Origin of the sequence: Streptomyces sp. NPDC002701 (assembly GCF_042889045.1) — a bacterium.
Lineage (GTDB): Bacteria > Actinomycetota > Actinomycetes > Streptomycetales > Streptomycetaceae > Streptomyces.
Genome location: NZ_JBIAQL010000004.1, coordinates 788,241 through 806,025 on the forward strand (window position 1 = coordinate 788,241; position 17,785 = coordinate 806,025).

Annotated in this window: 19 protein-coding genes; 14 read left to right on the forward strand and 5 right to left on the reverse strand. The window is 72.1% G+C overall.

Translation table 11 applies throughout. The features are described 5' to 3' along the window. Nucleotides 1-56 precede the first annotated feature (56 nt). Nucleotides 57-527, reverse strand: a complete 471-nt coding sequence (locus tag ACFYXC_RS15700) for a pyridoxamine 5'-phosphate oxidase family protein (protein WP_389551554.1) — start codon at nucleotides 525-527, stop codon at nucleotides 57-59. A 149-nt stretch (nucleotides 528-676) separates the two neighbouring features. Between ACFYXC_RS15700 and ligA the strand changes: the two genes are divergently transcribed. The 5 genes from ligA to ACFYXC_RS15725 all read left to right on the forward strand — a co-directional run bounded on the left by ligA (nucleotide 677) and on the right by ACFYXC_RS15725 (nucleotide 5,565). After that, a complete protein-coding gene (gene ligA, locus ACFYXC_RS15705; RefSeq protein WP_389551557.1) occupies nucleotides 677-2,806 on the forward strand; it encodes an NAD-dependent DNA ligase LigA in 2,130 nt (709 codons plus the stop codon). A 116-nt stretch (nucleotides 2,807-2,922) separates the two neighbouring features. After that, nucleotides 2,923-3,495: a dihydrofolate reductase family protein gene (locus tag ACFYXC_RS15710; protein WP_389551559.1), complete on the forward strand. Its 573-nt coding sequence runs from the start codon at nucleotides 2,923-2,925 to the stop codon at nucleotides 3,493-3,495. Nucleotides 3,496-3,877: 382 nt separating this feature from the next. Further along, nucleotides 3,878-4,450, forward strand: coding sequence for a hypothetical protein (locus ACFYXC_RS15715; protein ID WP_389551562.1), 573 nt, complete (start codon nucleotides 3,878-3,880; stop codon nucleotides 4,448-4,450). A 143-nt stretch (nucleotides 4,451-4,593) separates the two neighbouring features. Then, nucleotides 4,594-4,743: a hypothetical protein gene (locus ACFYXC_RS15720; protein WP_389551565.1), complete on the forward strand. Its 150-nt coding sequence runs from the start codon at nucleotides 4,594-4,596 to the stop codon at nucleotides 4,741-4,743. Nucleotides 4,744-5,124: 381 nt separating this feature from the next. After that, entirely contained in the window at nucleotides 5,125-5,565 is a 441-nt protein-coding gene (locus tag ACFYXC_RS15725) for a hypothetical protein (protein WP_388906659.1), read from the forward strand. A gap of 224 nt (nucleotides 5,566-5,789) precedes the next feature. On the opposite strand, the gene ACFYXC_RS15730 is transcribed toward ACFYXC_RS15725, so the two are convergent. After that, nucleotides 5,790-6,902: a DUF6745 domain-containing protein gene (locus tag ACFYXC_RS15730; protein ID WP_389551569.1), complete on the reverse strand. Its 1,113-nt coding sequence runs from the start codon at nucleotides 6,900-6,902 to the stop codon at nucleotides 5,790-5,792. A gap of 107 nt (nucleotides 6,903-7,009) precedes the next feature. Further along, nucleotides 7,010-7,336, reverse strand: coding sequence for a hypothetical protein (locus ACFYXC_RS15735; protein ID WP_388906654.1), 327 nt, complete (start codon nucleotides 7,334-7,336; stop codon nucleotides 7,010-7,012). A 285-nt stretch (nucleotides 7,337-7,621) separates the two neighbouring features. Here ACFYXC_RS15735 and ACFYXC_RS15740 point away from each other — a divergent pair, with 285 nt between their 5' ends. The 8 genes from ACFYXC_RS15740 to ACFYXC_RS15775 all read left to right on the forward strand — a co-directional run bounded on the left by ACFYXC_RS15740 (nucleotide 7,622) and on the right by ACFYXC_RS15775 (nucleotide 14,839). Next, complete coding sequence (locus tag ACFYXC_RS15740) at nucleotides 7,622-8,590, forward strand: STM4015 family protein (protein WP_388906652.1); 969 nt, start codon at nucleotides 7,622-7,624, stop codon at nucleotides 8,588-8,590. A 36-nt stretch (nucleotides 8,591-8,626) separates the two neighbouring features. Next, nucleotides 8,627-9,886, forward strand: coding sequence for an STM4014 family protein (locus tag ACFYXC_RS15745; RefSeq protein WP_389551573.1), 1,260 nt, complete (start codon nucleotides 8,627-8,629; stop codon nucleotides 9,884-9,886). Nucleotides 9,887-9,938: 52 nt separating this feature from the next. Continuing rightward, the gene (locus ACFYXC_RS15750) at nucleotides 9,939-10,745 is read left to right on the forward strand and encodes an STM4013/SEN3800 family hydrolase (protein WP_389551680.1); all 807 of its coding nucleotides are present in this window, start codon (nucleotides 9,939-9,941) and stop codon (nucleotides 10,743-10,745) included. After that, a complete protein-coding gene (locus ACFYXC_RS15755; RefSeq protein WP_389551576.1) occupies nucleotides 10,742-12,139 on the forward strand; it encodes an STM4012 family radical SAM protein in 1,398 nt (465 codons plus the stop codon). Before ACFYXC_RS15750 ends, ACFYXC_RS15755 begins: the two co-directional genes overlap by 4 nt. Before the next feature lie 6 nt (nucleotides 12,140-12,145). Continuing rightward, complete coding sequence (locus ACFYXC_RS15760; protein WP_388906646.1) at nucleotides 12,146-13,015, forward strand: STM4011 family radical SAM protein; 870 nt, start codon at nucleotides 12,146-12,148, stop codon at nucleotides 13,013-13,015. Nucleotides 13,016-13,117: 102 nt separating this feature from the next. After that, nucleotides 13,118-13,399 carry a zinc-ribbon domain-containing protein gene (locus tag ACFYXC_RS15765; RefSeq protein WP_388906644.1) on the forward strand — a complete coding sequence of 94 codons (282 nt, stop codon included), beginning with the start codon at nucleotides 13,118-13,120 and terminating at the stop codon, nucleotides 13,397-13,399. Nucleotides 13,400-13,553: 154 nt separating this feature from the next. Next, complete coding sequence (locus ACFYXC_RS15770) at nucleotides 13,554-13,916, forward strand: STAS domain-containing protein (protein WP_388906642.1); 363 nt, start codon at nucleotides 13,554-13,556, stop codon at nucleotides 13,914-13,916. Next, complete coding sequence (locus ACFYXC_RS15775; RefSeq protein WP_389551581.1) at nucleotides 13,913-14,839, forward strand: anti-sigma factor RsbA family regulatory protein; 927 nt, start codon at nucleotides 13,913-13,915, stop codon at nucleotides 14,837-14,839. Before ACFYXC_RS15770 ends, ACFYXC_RS15775 begins: the two co-directional genes overlap by 4 nt. 147 nt (nucleotides 14,840-14,986) lie before the next feature. Here ACFYXC_RS15775 and ACFYXC_RS15780 read toward each other — a convergent pair whose 3' ends face one another. Both ACFYXC_RS15780 and ACFYXC_RS15785 read right to left on the reverse strand, forming a co-directional pair. Beyond that, complete coding sequence (locus ACFYXC_RS15780; RefSeq protein ID WP_389551584.1) at nucleotides 14,987-15,844, reverse strand: alpha/beta fold hydrolase; 858 nt, start codon at nucleotides 15,842-15,844, stop codon at nucleotides 14,987-14,989. A 125-nt stretch (nucleotides 15,845-15,969) separates the two neighbouring features. Continuing rightward, complete coding sequence (locus ACFYXC_RS15785; protein ID WP_388906634.1) at nucleotides 15,970-16,428, reverse strand: SRPBCC family protein; 459 nt, start codon at nucleotides 16,426-16,428, stop codon at nucleotides 15,970-15,972. Between the two features lie 178 nt (nucleotides 16,429-16,606). Between ACFYXC_RS15785 and ACFYXC_RS15790 the strand changes: the two genes are divergently transcribed. Continuing rightward, nucleotides 16,607-17,650 carry a YihY/virulence factor BrkB family protein gene (locus tag ACFYXC_RS15790; protein WP_388906632.1) on the forward strand — a complete coding sequence of 348 codons (1,044 nt, stop codon included), beginning with the start codon at nucleotides 16,607-16,609 and terminating at the stop codon, nucleotides 17,648-17,650. The last annotated feature ends 135 nt before the right edge of the window (nucleotides 17,651-17,785 follow it).

A 17,785-nucleotide genomic window follows, 5' to 3' on the forward strand; every position in this document is an offset into this window, starting at 1 on the left:
GCCCCGGGCCACCGGCACGCCGACGGACACATGTTCCCTGCGGCGCCCTTTCATGTTCAGGTGAGGTGGACGGGAATGCGGTGGTCGGGGCTGCCGTCCTTGGCGAGGATCCAGTGTTCGTGGGCCACCGCCCGGTACAGGCGCAGGCCGGCTGTGTCTCCCACGTCGTCGGCCGTCCACGCCATGCCGCCGTGCCACAGGGAGCGACGGGAGAAGACCTCGATCGTGTCCTCCACGTCCGGGCCGGCCACCGCCCGTGCGACGGCGGACATGTACACCCCCTGGCCGGTGCCGATCCGTACCGACGAGTCGAAGACCGCGATGCCCACCTGCGGACGCACCTCGATGTTGCGCGAGTGGGTGGCCCGCGGCGAGGAGAGCCAGAACAACTCGCGGTACTCCCGATGGGCGAAGTACACCGGTGAACTCCACGGCAGACCCGTGCGGTCGGCGGTGGCCAGCACCATGTACCTGTTCGTGTCGATGATGCCGCGCACGGTCCCGGCCGGTGATTCGCTGACCTGCATCTGAGCCGCTCCCACGGTAGGTGACGTTCGTGAGCGCCGACGCGCTCCGTGGAGGGACTCCCGCGGGCGCGGGAACTCATCGGTCGGACGGCGGTGCGCGGACCGCCGCCACGGGGGCCGTTGTCAGTGGTGGCAGGCAGGATGACGGCATGACGACACCAGTTGCAGTGATCGCCGACGCCGCCGCCTACGCACAGGCGGTCGAGGACGCCGTGAAGGCATCGGCCGCCTACTACACGGGCGGCACCTCGTCGATGGACGACGACACCTACGACCGGCTGGTGCGCGCCGTCGCCGCGTGGGAGACGGACCATCCCGACCAGGTGCTGCCCGACTCGCCGACCGGGAAGGTCGCGGGCGGCGCCGTGGAGGGCGATGTGCCGCACACGGTGGCCATGCTCAGCCTGGACAACGTGTTCTCGCCCGACGAGTTCACCGCCTGGACGGCGTCGCTGACCCGGCGCGTCGGCCACGAGGTGGAGCGGTTCAGCGTCGAGCCGAAGCTCGACGGCCTGGCGATCGCCGCCCGTTACACCGAGGGGCGCCTGGACCGTCTGATCACCCGCGGCGACGGGACGGCCGGGGAGGACGTCTCGCACGCGATCGGTACCGTCGAGGGCCTGCCCGCCAGGCTGACCGAGCCCGTCACGGTGGAGGTGCGCGGTGAAGTCCTGATGACCACGGCCCAGTTCGAGCACGCCAACGAGGTGCGCACCGCGCACGGCGGCCAGCCGTTCGCGAATCCGCGCGGCGCCTCGGCCGGCACCCTGAGAGCCAGGGAGCGCGCCTACACCGTGCCGATGACGTTCTTCGGCTACGGCCTGCTGCCCCTGCCGGACACGGACGCCGAGCTCGCCGCACGGCTGCGCGAACTGTCCCACAGCGAGCTGATGGCCCGCACCGCCGGGCTCGGGGTGAACACCACCGCGGGCACCGCCGTCCCCGGCACCACCGCCGGCACGGCCGAGCAGGTCCTGGCACGGGTGCGGGAGATCGCCGCGCTGCGCGCCACGCTGCCGTTCGGGATCGACGGGATCGTCGTCAAGGCGGACCTCGCCGCCGACCAGCAGGCCGCCGGATCCGGTTCGCGCGCCCCGCGCTGGGCCATCGCCTACAAGCTGCCCGCGGTGGAGAAGATCACGCGGCTGCTGGAGGTGGAGTGGAACGTGGGCCGTACCGGCATCATCGCCCCCCGTGCCGTACTCGAACCGGTCGTCATCGACGGGGCCACCATCACCTACGCGACCCTCCACAACCCGGCCGACATCACCCGGCGCGACCTGCGGCTGGGCGACCATGTCATGGTGCACCGCGCCGGCGACGTCATCCCCCGTGTCGAGGCCCCCGTCGCCCACCTGCGCACCGGCACCGAGCAGCCGATCGCCTTCCCCGAGGTGTGCCCACGGTGCGGGAGCGGCATCGACACCGGCGAGCAGCGCTGGCGCTGCGAGAACGGCCGCAACTGCCATCTGGTCGCCTCCCTGTCGTACGCCGCCGGCCGCGACCAGCTCGACATCGAGGGCCTCGGCCACACCCGCGTCGTCCAGCTCGTCGAGGCGGGTCTGGTGACCGATCTGGCGGATCTGTTCACCCTCACCCGCGACCAGCTCCTGTCCCTGGACCGGATGGGCGGGACCAGCACCGACAACCTCCTCGCGGCACTGGCCACGGCCAAGGGACGGCCGCTGTCGCGGGTCCTGTGCGCGCTGGGTGTCCAGGGCACGGGCCGTTCGATGTCCCGCCGTATCGCCCGTCACTTCGCCACGATGGAGCACGTCCGCGCGGCCGACACCGCGTCGATGCAGTGTGTCGAGGGCATCGGCACCGAGAAGGCCCCCTCCATCGTCGCCGAACTCGCCGAGTTGGCTCCGCTCATCGACAAACTCGTCGCGGCCGGGGTGAACATGACCGAGCCCGGCGCCACCCCGCCGGACCCGACGGCCACCGACGCCCCTGAGGGCCTCTCCGAAGGCTCGGCGGACACAGAGGGCTCGCAGGGCCGGGCGGATTCCCCACGACCGGCGGGCGGGCCGTTGACCGGGATGACGGTGGTCGTGACGGGCGCGATGACCGGTGCGCTGGAGAAGCTCAGCCGCAACGAGATGAACGAACTCGTCGAACGTGCCGGAGGCCGCTCCTCCTCCAGCGTCAGCAAGAAGACCGCGCTGGTGGTGGCCGGCGAGGGCGCCGGCTCCAAGCGCGCCAAGGCCGAGACCCTCGGCATCCGCCTGGCCGGACCCGACGAGTTCGCCGCGCTCGTCGCGGACTACCTCGCCTGACCGGCTCCGTAGGTCCGCCCGACCGATGAGTTTCACCGGGACCGGCGGTCAGTCAGGGAAGACCCGCCGGTCCGGAACCACCGGGAGCCGGCTCGCACGACACCATGGAGATTGTGATGCGCACCCTCATCAGCACCGCCTTCGTCTCGCTCGACGGCGTGGTGGAGGCACCGGGCGGCGAGCCCGGTTACCGGAACTCGGGCTGGACCTTCAAGGACGTGGAGTTCCTCCCGGAGGCATACGAGATCAAGGGCCGGGAGCAGGAGGAAGCCGCCGCCCTGCTGCTGGGCCGGACCAGCTACGAGGCGTTCAGTCCGGTCTGGCCGGACATGGAGGAGTTCACCGACTACAGGTCGATGCCGAAGTACGTCGTCTCCACCACCCTCACCGAGGACGACCTGGTGTCGAACTGGGGACCGACCACGATCCTGCGGTCGCTCGACGAGATCGCCGCGCTCAAGGAGACCGAGGGCGGGCCGATCATCGTCCACGGCAGCGCCACCCTCAACCACGGCCTGTCGGACGCGGGTCTGATCGACCGCTACCACCTGCTCGTCTTCCCGCTCCTGCTGGGCGCGGGCAAGCGGCTGTTCAGTGACACGGACAAGGACACCCAGAAGCTCCGGCTCGTCGAGCACGAGGTGTACGCCAACGGCCTGCAGAAGAATGTCTTCGACGTCGTCCGCTGACGCCGCCGGTACGCCCCGGACGCGCCCGGTGGGGCGCGGGCGAGGAGTGCCCCAGTTCACACCTGGTACGGCGCGACGGGCGGAACAAGCATGGATGGTTGACCGTTCATATGAGTGTGGCTGCGGAGGGGACAGTGTCCCCGGGCCCTACCTACAGCCCATGGGGAAGATCGTTCGGCTGAAGCCCCATGGAGCCCCCCGCCGAGAGGCGACCGCCCTCCGCAGCCCACCTCGTACCGCCCCGGCTGGTCTCCCCCGTCCAGTCGGGGCTTTCCCGTGTGCGGGGTCCCTCGCGCCCCGGCCCTCGGCCGCTGGCGCGGGACCGGGCCGCCGTGACAGGCTCTGCGTCGCTCGTGCACAGGCTGTTGCTGAGGGGAAAACCGTGGACACGCAGACGTGGGACGCGCTGGTCGCATCGATGAAGAACGCGTACACCGCGGATCTGGCGCAGGGAACGGCACCCCGCCCCGTCATCATGCCGCTGGTACGCGGCGAACTGGTCGGACTCGTCTGGCTGCGCCCCACCAAGGGCGGCGAAGACGCCCTGACCGCGATCGTCGAGCTCTCGAACGTCGCCGCCGCGGCGGGTGCCGACGAGGTCGTCCTCGCCTGGGAGACCGGCGAGGTGGCCACGGCGTGCGGGCTTGCGGCCATCGGCCCGACGCCCTGCCTGAACCTGGTGCACGCCACCCGGGACGGCCACGTGCTGCACCAGTTCCCCTTCACCCGCGAGCCGCTGGACGCCTCCTCCGGCGGTGAGGGCACGGCCGAACCCCTGTGGCTGCCCGCTCCGGGCCCGCGGCCGGGCGGCGAAGTCACCCCGCCGGTCCAGGCGGCCCTCACGTACTCCTTCACCCCGCTGGAGCTCGACCACCCCTCCCCCTTCGGTGTCACCGTCCTCCTGATGGAGGACGACGGCTACATCGTGCACCTGACCGACACCTTCACCCCCTGAACCGGGGCGGGGCGGCAATCGGGGCCCGAACGGTGGCGAAAGCCGGTTCCGCCGTTGTGGTCCCGCCGCAGCGGGGTACACGGAGCTGTGCAGGGACCGCGGTACCGCGTCCGTCCACAGCACAGGATCGAAGGAGAAGAGCCATGGCAGGCATCCTGAACAAGATCAAGCAGTTCGCCGGCAGCCCGCAGGGCCGGCGCACGATCGACCAGGCCCGCCGCGCCTCGGCCGATCCGCGGCGCCGCGCCCAGGCGCAGCGCCTGTTCGGCAAGTTGCGCGGCGGCCGACGCTGATTCCAGCCGGCCCGCCTCGTGCGCGTCGGCCTTCTGCCACCGCGAAGACCTGACACGAAGGACCGGCACCAGGAACCAACGCGAAGACCCCACCCGGAGAAATATCCGGGTGGGGTCTTTGTCGAGCGCCGGGCAGGTCTTGCACCTGCATTTCCCCGCAGGAAGCGGGGCGTCTTGACTTGGACCACCGACGCGAGGAGAAGCAGCTCTCCGCCGCGCTCTCAAGATCAAGCCTACCAGCTCCGGAGACCGCCGATGACACACCGCCCAACCGCCGCACGGCGCCGCCGACTTGCACGCAAACCGCGCATTCCGAGGCCCGTGTGAAGACGAGGCGAACAATTCCTGTTTGCCGAACGCTGAGCCGGATACCCGGAGTTCATGGCTGGAGCGAACAACAAAACGACGAACGGACAGTCGCCTGCCGCGCATGCGCGGGCGGCCAAGACCACCGTGACCGAAGGTGCCGCAGCGCCGGCTAAGGAGTCACAGAAGGCCGCCACCGAGGCGGTGAAGAACGCCGGGGACGCCGCCGGGGCCGTAGGCCGTGGCAGCAGGGAAGCCCTGGTGAACCTCGGCGGTACCGCGTCGCAGAAGGCCAAGGAGACGGCCAAAACCGTGCAGGGCACCGTTTCCACTGCTGCCCAGCAGACGGCCGGCAAGGCCGGTCTGGTCTGGACCCTCCTGAAGGCCAGGAAGATCGTGGCAGCCGCCGCCGGTGCGGGGACCGCGACCGTGGTCCTCTGCTCCTACGCGGTGGGACGCCGTGCCGGTCTGCGTCAGCGCGGCCCGCTCTCCCGTCTCAGCGGCGGCCGTCTCTGAGGCAGGACGCCGTAGGGCACCTGCCGAAAGGCCCCCGGAGCTATCCGCTCCGGGGGCCTTTCGGTGTCCGGCCGTCGTGGAGTGCGGAACCCGGTCACCGCGTCGTGCGTCGTCACGGGCAGATCGCGCCCAGGACGGGCGGCGGCTCACCTCGCCGTCGGCATCAGGGCCGACCGCGCCCCCGGCGGCTCACCGGCGGCCCGCTGACGTCGGGCAGGGCACCGTCAGGTCTGCCGCAACGGCTCGTACGCCTCCTCGCTGACGCCGAACGTCCAGGCCACGCCCTCGCGGGCGGTACGGGTCGACGGAGGCACCCTCAGCCAGTACGTGCGGCTCGTGCCGTCAGGTTCCGGTGTGGAGTTGACGACCTCGACCATCACCACGTCCTCGTCCCCGACCAACTGGACCCGCCACAGCACCCCCGTCTCGTCCCGGTGGACGGGGACGGCGCCGGACTCGTCCAGGTACCGGTCGTACCCGTAGTACTCCAGCATCACGCGGCGCAGTTCGGCGTTCTCCTCGCCCCGGATCCGCTCGGGAGTCAGCCGGGTCAGTTCGTCGAGGAAGTCGCGCGGCACGGGCATGCCCCGCCAGGCGTACAGCTCGAACCCGTCCGCGTAACCGAGCGCCGGGCCGTCGCCGCGGTCCAGGCGTCCGGCCTCGTCGCGGTGCAGGGTCAGGGGGCGCTCGCTGACGATCGCGACCTTCTCGTAGGGCCACCACCAGCCCGCTTCGCGCGCCACCGCGGCCAGGCCGGCCAGCGGCCCGGCGGCGCCGGAGTCGAACGCGCAGAGCCAGGCCGCGTCGTGCTGTCCCAGTGCCGCGTCCAGCAGGAGCAGGCGGACCTGTGTCTCCTCCCGCCGGTCGGCGGCGAGTTCGTCGACGATCCCCGCCCGCACCCGGTCGACGAGGGTACGGGTCGACTCCCACAGGCCCGCTCCCGTGGCACGCCAGTGGCCGCTCCACCCCTCCGGGCCCAGTCGCCCGTGCAGCAGGGCCCGCTCGGCGGCCCAGGGCGCCCCGAGCACGGCCTCACGCACACTCGCGCCGAAGACGTCGGACGCGTCGGACGCGTCGGACGCACCGGATCGCGAACTGTCCGCCTCTGTGACTGCCGCCTCTGTGAGGGCCGGCTCCGTACCGGCCGGCTCCGCACTGTCCGGCCGCGCCGCCGCCATGAGCATCCGTACCGCCTCACGGGGTGAGTGCGTCCACACGATGCGGTCGGGTTCGTCGAGGCCGGCCAGCCGGTAGGCCAGCCGTACGCCCTCCTCGGCCGCCGCCCGGTCCCCCGGTCCCGTCGCCGCTGCCGCCGCCCGCCAACTGCCCTGGTCCATCACGGTCGTTCCTCTCCCCACTGAATGCCGGGCCGCACCCCCGTGCCGCCCGGTACCGCGCTTGTCCCTGTCCGCCGAGGCGGTGTGCCCCGGCGCCCCCGGTCTCGTCAGTCGGCGACGACGCGCACCGAGCCCGGCACGTACTCCCGCTGCCTGATCACCCGGTACCAGCCCTTGGGGAGCGAGATCGCCGCGTGCTCCTCGTGCACGACGCGGGCTCCGTCGGGCACGTGCAGCAGCATCGGCCCGAACAGGCCGCCCTCCCGGATCAGCCGTCCCGGACCGACCACCGCGTGGGCGTGGCCGGTGACCTCACCCAGTGCCAGGACGAGCCTGCCGCGGCCGTCGCGCGGTTCGGACGACGCGCCCACCGCGTGCTCGGGAACCGCGCTCTCCGCCAGTCCCACGATCAGGACGTCTCCTTGCCGGTACATGGGTCTCCTCCCGGTGCGGCACACCCTGTGCCATGGGAAAACCGTAGGGGCGGGCACTGACAATCGCCCTCGTCCGCAGGTCGTCCGGCCTTCGTCGGACGGAGTGGCACCACCCGCGTCCGGGCGCCGGGCCGCGGTCGGGCGGCGCGGGGCGACCCCTGTTCACGGCGTTGTCAGTGAGGCTTGGTAGAACTCCGTTACCCGGATGCGGTCGGCGCGCGCCGGGGGGCAGGACCGGACGGCCGATCCACGGACCTCGACCTCAGTACGAAGGAGCGGGCGCGCATGACCATCGGTAGCCACCTCAAGGAGTTCCACGGCCTGCCGGCCTTCGACTTTCCGGGCGTCGACGACGCGACGCCCGACGCGTCCTCGCTGCCCGCACCCGACTCCGTGGCCTGGCGCGTCGCGGTGGACTCCTACGACGCCGAGGAGCAGTGGGAGGAGGCGTTCGCCCGGTTCCTGGAGGCCGTCGACACCACGCAGGTGCGGGCGCTGATCGTGGGAGCGTGGAGCGATGTGTACGAGAGCGCTCCGGACGAGGTGATCGGGGCACTGGTGGCGGCCCGTGACCGGCTGCCGGCCCTGCGCGGCCTGTTCGTCGGCGACATCGTGATGGAGGAGGCCGAGATCTCCTGGATCACCCAGGGCGACATGGGCCCGCTCCTCGAAGCCTTCCCCGGTCTGGAGGAGTTCGCGGTCCGCGGCGGCAACGGACTGGTCTTCCCCGCCGTCCGCCACGAGCGGCTGCGCAGGCTCACCGTCGAGACCGGCGGCATGCCCGCCGCGGTGGTGCGCGGCATCGCCGGCTGCGACCTGCCCGCCCTCGTCGACCTCGACCTGTGGCTGGGCACGTCCGAGTACGGCGGTGACGCCGACATCGCCGACCTCGAGCCGTTCTTCGCGGGCACCAGGCTGCCCGCCCTCAAGCGGCTGGCCCTGCGCAACAGCGAGATCCAGGACGGCATCTGCGCGGCGCTCGCGTCCGCCCCCGTGGTGGCACGCCTGGAGGAACTCGACGTCTCCATGGGCGTGCTCACCGACGACGGTGCGACAGCCCTGCTGACCGGCCAGCCCCTGACCCACCTCAAGAAGCTCGACCTGCACCACAACTACCTCAGCGCGGCCCTGCGCACCCGGCTGCTGGAGATGTTGGAGCCCGCGGGCGTGCAGGTCGACACCGACCAGGACGACGCCGAGGCCGACGAGGACGACGACGGCGAGGTGTGGCGTTTCGTCGCGGTGGGCGAGTAGCGCGCGGCGGGGACCGGACAAGGGGAGGGGAGCGGCATGCGCCGTGACGGACCGGCGGACGCACCGCCGAAGTGGGTGGTGGTCGCCAACGGGGACAACCGCAGGGTCGGTCTGTTCGCCGCCGCGGCCGAGGCCGCCGGTCACGGCACGCCCCGGGTCGTCGAGTGGCTCGACGTACTGCGCGACGGCGGACACGACTTCGCCGACGACGAGTTCGTCCGCCTCGACTCCCCCGGCGAGAACGCCGGCGTGGACGCTCTGCTGCGGGATGTGGCCGATCCGACGCGGGTGGAGGGTTCCGCGCGCTGGTACGCGCGGTTCCTCGACTGCGTGGCCTCGTTGCGCGGGGGCCGGCGCCTCGACGATCCGGCGGACCTGGCCGTGCTCTTCGACAAACGGCGGTGCCACGGCCGGCTCGCCGGCGCGGACGTGCCGGTGCCGCCGTCCCCCACGTCCGGCGCTCGTACGCCGGTCGCGGGATGGGCGGACGTGCGGGGCCTCATGGCGGAGGCGGGCATGCGGCGCGTCTTCGTCAAACTCGCCCACGGTTCGTCCGCCTCCGGTGTCCTGGCCGTGGAGACCGGCGGTCCTGGCCGGATCCGTGCGACGACGTCGGTGGAGCTCACCGAGGACGGCCGGCTGCACAACTCGCTGCGGGTGCGCCGCTACACGCGGGAGGAGGAGATCGCCGCGATCGTCGACACCCTGGCTCCCGACGGGCTGCATGTCGAGCGCTGGCTGCCGAAGGCATCGCTCGGCGGCCGCTCCGCCGACCTGCGCGTCGTGGTCGTGGGCGGCCGGGCCACGCATGCCGTGGTCCGCACCAGCCGCTCGCCCCTGACCAATCTCCATCTCGGCGGGACGCGTGGTGATCTGGCGGCCGTTCGGGCGCTGGCCGGTGACCGGTGGGCCACGGCGGTCGAGACCGCCGAGCGAGCCGCCGCCTGCTTCCCCGGCACGCTGTGCGTCGGCGTGGACCTGCTGCCGGCCATCGGCTGGCGCCGTTTCGCCGTCGGGGAGGTCAACGCGTTCGGCGACCTGCTCCCCCGCCTGACCGGGCTGCCGGGCAGCGGGGCGGAGCGCCGGGACACGTACGCGGCGCAGGTCGCCGCGGCCACCTCCTTCCGCCCGCCCGACCACGGCGGCCGTCCCGACCACGGCTGCCCCGACCGCGGCGGCCGGTGCGGCCACGGCGACCACCGCCCCGGCCGGTCCACGCCCTCCGGGCCGCCCGGCACGACCGTCCCGCCCGCATCGCCGCACGACCTGCCAAGGACAGCCCATGCCACAGTCTGACCCCGGCCCCGTACCGCCCCCGGCCGCCCCGGTCCCGCCGGACGCCCCGGACATGAACGAGGTGGTGGGCCGGGACGACCTGCTGTTCCTCACCCTGGACACGCTCCGCCACGACGTGGCGGTCGAGCTCGCGGCCGCCGGCCGGCTGCCCAACCTCACCGCGCGTCTCCCCGGCGGCGTCTGGGAGAAGCGGCACGCCCCCGGGAACTTCACCTACGCCTCCCATCAGGCGATGTTCGCGGGCTTCCTTCCCACACCCGCCGCACCCGGCCCGCATCCGCGCCTGTTCGCGGCCCGGTTCGCGGGCAGCGAGACGACGGCGGACGGCACGTTCGTCTTCGAGACGCCCGACCTCGTGTCCGCCCTGGCGGCGCGCGGCTACCGCACGGTGTGCATCGGGGGTGTCGGCTTCTTCAACAAGCAGGGCGCCCTGGGTGGTGTGCTGCCCGGCTACTTCCAGGAGAGTCACTGGGAGCCCGAGTTCTCCGTGGCCTCCCCCACCTCCTTCGAGGCGCAGGTGGCGCACGCCGAGCGGACGGTCGCCGAACTGCCCGCCGAGCAGCGGCTGTTCCTCTTCCTGAACGCGTCCGCACTGCACCAGCCGAACTGGTTCCACCTGCCCGGCGCGACCCGTGAGGCGGGCGACAGCCGCCACACCCACGCGGCGGCGCTGGAGTACATCGACCGGCACGTCGGGCGCCTGTTCGACGCGATGAGCTCGCGCCGCCGCTGCTTCGCGATCGTCTGCTCCGACCACGGCACCGCCTACGGTGACGACGGTCACACCGGCCACCGCCTCGGCCACGAATCCGTGTGGACCGTGCCCTACGGCCACTTCTTCCTGGAGCCGCCCGCATGACCGTCACCTCTGCCGGCGCCCCCACGGGCGCCTCCGCGACCGCGGGCACCGGCGCGGACGCCTCCGTCGCTCCGCCGCGCCCGTACCAGAGCTATACGTACGCGTATCCGCACAAGACCGCCTACCGGCCGCTCGCCCCGCAGCCCCGGCTCGCGGACCTGTGGGCCGGTGAGTCCCGGCAGGCGCTCTCGCTGTACCTGCACATCCCGTTCTGCGAGATCCGCTGCGGGTTCTGCAACCTCTTCACCCGGATCGGCGCGCCGGACGGTCTCACGGGCCGCTACCTGGACGCCGTGCAGCGGCAGGCCGCGGCCGTCCGGGAGGCCCTGGGTGACGCGGAGCCGCCGCGTTTCGCCAACGCCGCGTTCGGCGGCGGCACCCCGACCTATCTGGAGGCCGCGGAGCTGGCGCGGCTGTGCGACATCGCGGAGCGGGAGACGGGGGTGGACCTGCGCGCCGTCCCGCTGTCCGTGGAGGCTTCACCGTCGACGGCCACGGCGGACCGGCTGGCCGTGCTGGCCGAGCGGGGCACCACGCGCCTCAGCCTCGGCGTGCAGAGCTTCGTCGAGGAGGAGTCCCGCGCCGCCGTACGCCCGCAGCGCAGGGCCGAGGTCGAGTCGGCACTGGCGCGCATCCGCGAGGCCGCCGTCCCGGTCCTGAACATCGACCTGATCTACGGCATCGACGGGCAGACAGCGGTCAGCTGGCGGTACTCCCTCGACGCGGCCCTGGCCTGGCGCCCCGAGGAGATCTACCTCTATCCCCTCTACATCCGTCCGCTCACCGGTCTCGGCCGCCACACCGACGCGCGCGCCGCCGACCGGGAGTGGGACGAGCTGCGCCTGCGCCGCTACCGGGAGGGCCGCGACCACCTCCTGTCGAACGGCTACGAGCAGGTTTCGATGCGCATGTTCCGGCGGACGGACGCGCCGCCGCAGGGCCCGGACGACTACGCCTGCCAGACCGACGGCATGATCGGCCTCGGCTGCGGTGCCCGCTCGTACACCTCGCGACTTCACTACTCCTTCGACTACGCCGTGTCGATGCGGGAGATCCGCGGCATCATCGACGACTACACCGCCACGGAGGACTTCTCGCGCGCCCTGCACGGGAGGTGGGTCGACGAGGACGAGGCCCGGCGCCGGCACCTGCTGCAGTCCCTGCTCCAGGCGGCGGGCCTGCCCGTCACCGACTACCGCCTGCGGTTCGGTGCGGAGCCGTACGACGACTTCCCGGCGGAACTGGACACCCTCGCCGCGCGCGGCTGGCTCGACGGCACCCGGCCGGGGCTGCTCCGTCTCTCCCCCGAAGGGCTCGCCCACTCGGACGCGATCGGCCCGGAGTTCTTCTCGCCGGCCGTGCGCGCCGCCATGGCCGCCTACGAGACGAAGTGAGGGCCGGTGGACCTGACGCTGCTGTACCGCGGCCCGCTCGCCTCCTGCGACTACGACTGCCCCTACTGCCCGTTCGCGAAGCGCCGGGACACCACGGCCCAACTGCGCGCGGACCGTGCGGCGTTGGAGCGTTTCACCCGCTGGGCGCACGAGCAGCGGGACGACCGGCTCTCGGTGCTCTTCACCCCGTGGGGGGAAGGGCTGGTGCGCTCCTGGTACCGGCGCGCCCTCGTGGAGCTCTCGCACCGGCCGCACGTACGGCGGGTCGCCATCCAGACGAATCTGAGCTGCCGCACCGACTGGCTGCGGGACGCGGACCTCGACACCGTCGCGCTGTGGTGCACGTACCACCCGGGGCAGACACCGTACGAGCGCTTCCTGGCGAAGACGCACGCCCTGTCCGGCCTGGGTGTCCGGTTCAGCGTCGGGATCGTCGGGGTTCCCGGTCATCTGGAGCATGCGCGGCGGCTGCGCGCGGAGCTGCCGCCGCACGTCTATCTGTGGGTGAACGCCGCCGAGGGACACACCTACACGGACGAGCAGGCCGCCGAGTGGACCGCGCTGGACGCGCTCTTCCCGTTCAGCCGGGACCCGCACCGCTCCGCGGGCATGCCGTGCCGCACGGGTGAGTCGGTGGTCTCGGTCGACGGCGAGGGCACGGTCCGGCGCTGCCACTTCGTGCCCACCGCGCTGGGCAACCTCTACGACGGCTCGTACCGCGCCGCGCTCCGCCCCCGGGCCTGCCCCCGGGCACTGTGCGACTGCCACATCGGGTACGTCCACCTGGAGACACTTCCGCTGTACGACGTGTTCGCGGGCGGCATCCTGGAGCGCGTTCCGCACAGGACCGGCGTCCGTGACATAGGAGGCCCGTAGGCCGGGCACCCCGTCGTGCACGAGACTGTGTCCCGTGAGCGCACTCCCCCGCACTCCGGCACCGCGCCCCGGGCACAGCCGGCACCGAAAGGAACCAACCGCATGATCATCTTCGGCACCAAGGGCTACCTCTACCAGATCGCCATACTGACGCTGCTGTGCGGCCAGTGCGGCAATCCCGCCGCCCACACACTCAGCAGGCGCGTCACGAAGTTCACCCTGTTCTTCGTCCCGCTGTTCCCCGTCTCGACGAAGTACGTGACGCAGTGCACGTTCTGCGGTGCCCAGCAGAAGATCACCAAGGAGCAGGCAGAGCAGTTGCAGGTGCAGGCCGCGGGCGGGCAGTCGCACGGTCAGCCCCAGCAGCAGCCCTACCAGGGCTGACCGGGACCGCACGGGGCCCACGACAGCTCGGCAGACCCCTCCGGTCCCGCCCGCGCCGCACGCCGCCGCGGCCCCGCGACGGCCCTGGTTCCGTGGGCGGTTCCCGGAGGGGCAATAATGGACGGGAACAGGCGGCACTCCAGGGGTGGTCAGCGTGGACAGAGCGTCGGAGGCGGATCCGCCGGACGTGTGGCCGGAACAGTCCGGGGGCACCCTTCAGGTGCGCCCGCTGGCGGACCGTACGGGCTGGCAGGCCGTGGGCGAGGTCAGTCTGACCACACGCCCCGCCTGGGAACGGGCACTGGGGTGCCTGGCCCAGCAGGAAGCGGAGGTGTGCCACTTGGAGCTCTCGGCGGTCACCTTCGTCGACGTCGCCGGTGTCTCCGCCCTCGCGGTGGCGGCCCAGGGTCTTCCCGAAGGACATCGCATCATGCTCGAACAGCCGCCTGCCGCTCTGGGACGGGTGCTGGACATGTTCTGGCCCGGCCTGCGCGGAGTCGAGGTGGTGTCGCGATGACCACCCCGATCGTGGAGCCCTTCGTCCACCCCGCGCTGTTCTACCGGGGCGAGGACGAGTACGTGGACGGCACCGTGCCGTTCATCCGTGACGGCCTGGAGGCCGGCGAGCCGGTGGCGGTCGCCGTGCCCGGCCCGAAGCTGGGCGTCCTGCAGGAGGCCCTCGGCGGGGCGGCGGCGGACGTGCGCTTCATCGACATGACGCAGGCGGGACGCAATCCCGGGCGGATCATCCCCAGGGTGCTGCGCGTCTTCGCCGACGCCCACCCGACGACGCGGGTACGGATCATCGGCGAGCCCATCTGGCCCGACCGCTCCGGCGTGGAGTACCCGGCCTGCGCCCAGCACGAGGCGCTGATCAACTCGGCGTTCGAGGGCCGGGACGCGACGATCCTGTGTCCGTACGACGCCGAGGGGCTCAGCGAGCAGGTGCTGACCGACGCGTACGCGACGCATCCCCTGGTGATCTCCGGGGGGCGGCAGCAGAGCAGTCCGTCCTACGCGCCCGAGCGGGTGGTCGAGCGGTACAACGAACCGTTGACGGCCGCGGAGGCGGCGGAAGGTTACGTCTTCGGCGCGGGCGAGCTGCCGATGGCGCGGCACTTCGTGGTCGAGCGGGCCGCGGGGTTCGGTCTGGCCGGTGTGCGGCTGGAGGACCTGGCGCTGGTCGCGGCCGAGCTGACCACCAACAGCGTGGTGCACGGCGGGGGTTCGGGCACGGTGCATGTGTGGGCCGAGGACGGTCAGGTGGTGTGCGAGGTCCGCGACCGGGGGTACCTCAAGGATCCGCTCGCCGGGCGGCGGCCGTCTCCGCCCGCGCAGGTGGGGGGCCGGGGGCTGCTGCTGGTGAACTTCCTCACCGATCTGGTGCGTGTGCACACCGGGCCCGACGGGACGGTCATCCGCTGTTACGTGGACGTCTGATGCCACGTGGACGTCCGAGCGGGCGCGGGCCGTCGGGACCGCGGTTCTGAGACCGCGGGTCGTCCGCGGCCGGGCGCGCAGTTCCCCGCGCCCCCTCGAAAGGGCGGCCGGCCCCGGAACCGGCACATCGGGGCGGGACCGGGCGGGTCACCCGAAGAAGTCGGTCAGTGCGTCGGCCAGGGGTCCGGGGGCCTGTTCCGCCATGTGGTGGCCGGAGTCGATGCCGTGGCCCCGTATGCCGGGGGCCCAGTCGGACCAGATCTTCAGCGGGTCGCCGTAGAGGTCCTCCAGGTCGTCGCGGAGTGACCACAGCGCCAGCGCGGGACACGTGATCCGTGTCCCGGCGGCGCGGTCCGCCTCCTCGTGACGCCTGTCGATCGTCAGACCCGCCCGGTAGTCCTCCAGCATCGCCCGCACGACGTCCGGGTTCCGCACGGCTTCGCGCCACTCGTCGTGGTTCTCCTGGCCCATGACGTGCGGGTCACCGTGGTACCAGCCGTCCGGGTCGGCGTTGATGACGCGCTCCGGGATGTCCGGCTGGGCGAAGAAGAACCAGTGCCACCACTGGGTGGCGAACTCCGGGGTGATGCGGGACAGGTGCTCACTGACGGGCAGACAGTCGAGCAGCGCCACCCGCGAGACCCGCTCGGGGTGGTCGAGAACCAGCCGCAGCGCGACGGCGCCCCCGCGGTCGTGTCCGGCGAGCATGAACCGGTCATGGCCGAGGGCGCCCATCACCGACAGCACGTCCTCGGCGACCGCCCGCTTGGAATGGGCCGCGTGATCGGCCGTGGGCGCCGGGCCGCGGGAGCGGCCGTAGCCCCGCAGGTCGGGGCAGACGACGGTGAAGCCCCGCTCGGCCAGCACGGGAGCGACCAGGTGCCAGGTCGCGGAGGTCCTGGGGTGGCCGTGCAGCAACACGACCGGCGGACCCTCGCCACCGTGGCGGACGAAGGCGGACGACTCCCGGAGCTGGACCGTCTCGCACGCGAAACCCTCGAACATCGCTCCGCCCTCTCGTCCTCGTCCTGTCGCGCCGGTCGTGTGCGGTCCGACGGAGGCCGCCCCTCAGGGCGCCTCTGGCCGGCGGGCCCGGGCGCGCCGTGCGCCGCCCGGGCAGCCCGGCCGGGTCAGCCGGGCGTGATGCGGCCGCGCCAGGAGCCGGACGCGCCGCCGTGCTGCTCGATGTACTCCTTGAAGCGCCGCATGTCGCCCTTGACCCGGCGGTCGATCGTGCCCGTCAGGTCGGCGACCTTCTCCGCGGCCCCGGTCGGCTCGACGTCCATCACGAGCTGGACCCGGGTGTGCGTCTCGTCCAGGCGCTGGAAGCTGACGGTGCCCTTCTGCCGGGTGTCACCGCTGGTGGTGCGCCAGGTGATCCGCTCGTCCGGGAACTGGTCGACGATCTCGGTGTCGAACTCCCGCTTCACTCCACCGATCTTGGTGGTCCAGTGGTTGTGGCGGTCGTCGATCTGCCTGATCTCCTCGACCCCCTCCATGAAGTTCGGGAACTCCTCGAACTGGGTCCACTGGTTGTAGGCGATGCTGACGGGGACCTCGACCTCGACCGATTCCTTGACCGTGCTCATCAGAGTTGCTCCTCTCTACCGAGTGGCCACGGGACGGACGGTGACGCTGCTTCCGCCCCGTGGATCTTGTCTCGTCACGGCGGGTACCCGATCAGCGCCCGACTACAACTGCCTTGCACACCTCGGGCCGGAAAGACCGGCCGCGCATGGGCGGGACGGGTCGGGATACCCGGCCGCCATGGCAAGGACATCGAAATCCGATCACGACGACGACACGACGTCGGGGACCGGGCGGCAGCAGACCCCGGTCACGACAGAGCAGGTCGACGAGCAGGCGCCGGACACTCCTGTCCAGTTGCCGAAGAAGTCCTGGCTGGCCGTGCTGAAAGGCACGGTCAAGGAGTTCCAGGACGACGAACTCGCCGACCGCGCCGCGGCCCTCACGTACTACGGGGTCCTCTCGCTGTTTCCGGCGCTGCTGCTCCTCGTGTCGCTCCTGGGCATCGCCGGGAAGTCCGCGACCCAGGAGGTCCTGGACAACCTCCAGAAGCTGACGCCCGGTTCGGCCCGGGACATCATCAGTGACGCGGTGACCCAGCTCCAGGGCCGGGGCGGCATCGGGTCGATCATGGCCGTGGTCAGTATCGTCCTCGCCGTGTGGTCGGCGTCGGGTTACGTGGCGGCCTTCATCCGGTCCGCCAACGCCGTCTACGACATGCCCGAGGGGCGCCCCGTCTGGAAGGTGCTGCCCATCCGGGTGGGCGTGACGGTCGTCCTCCTCGTCCTGGCGGTCATCAGCTCGCTGATCGTGGTGTTCACCGGCGGCCTGGCCGAGCAGGCCGGTGGCGCGCTGGGCATCGGCGACTCGGCCCTGACGGTGTGGTCGATCGCGAAGTGGCCGGTGCTGGTCGTCCTGGTCACCATCATGATCGCGCTGCTCTACTGGGCGACACCGAATGTGAAGGGCCGCGGCTTCAAGTGGATCACGCCCGGCAGCGTGCTGGCGCTGCTGATCTGGCTGGTCGCATCCGCCGGGTTCGCGTTCTACGTGGCGAATTTCGGCTCGTACAACAAGACCTACGGCACGCTCGCCGGTGTCATCATCTTTCTGATCTGGCTGTGGATCAGCAACATCGCGATCCTGCTGGGTCTGGAGTTCGACTCCGAGATGGCCCGGCAGCGCGCCATCGCGGGCGGACTGCCGGACCGCGAGGAGCCCTACGTCCCGCCCCGGGACACCCGTGCCTGGAGCGAGGAGGACCAGCGCCGCGTCGGTGAATGACGCCGCTTCCCACGACCGGGAGGTGCGGGGGCCCCCGGGGGCCCCCGGGGGGCCCCCCCCCCCCGCGGGCGGGCCCGCGGGGGGGGGGGGGGGGGGGGCCCGGCGCCCCCCGCCGCGGGGGGCGCCGCCCCCGCC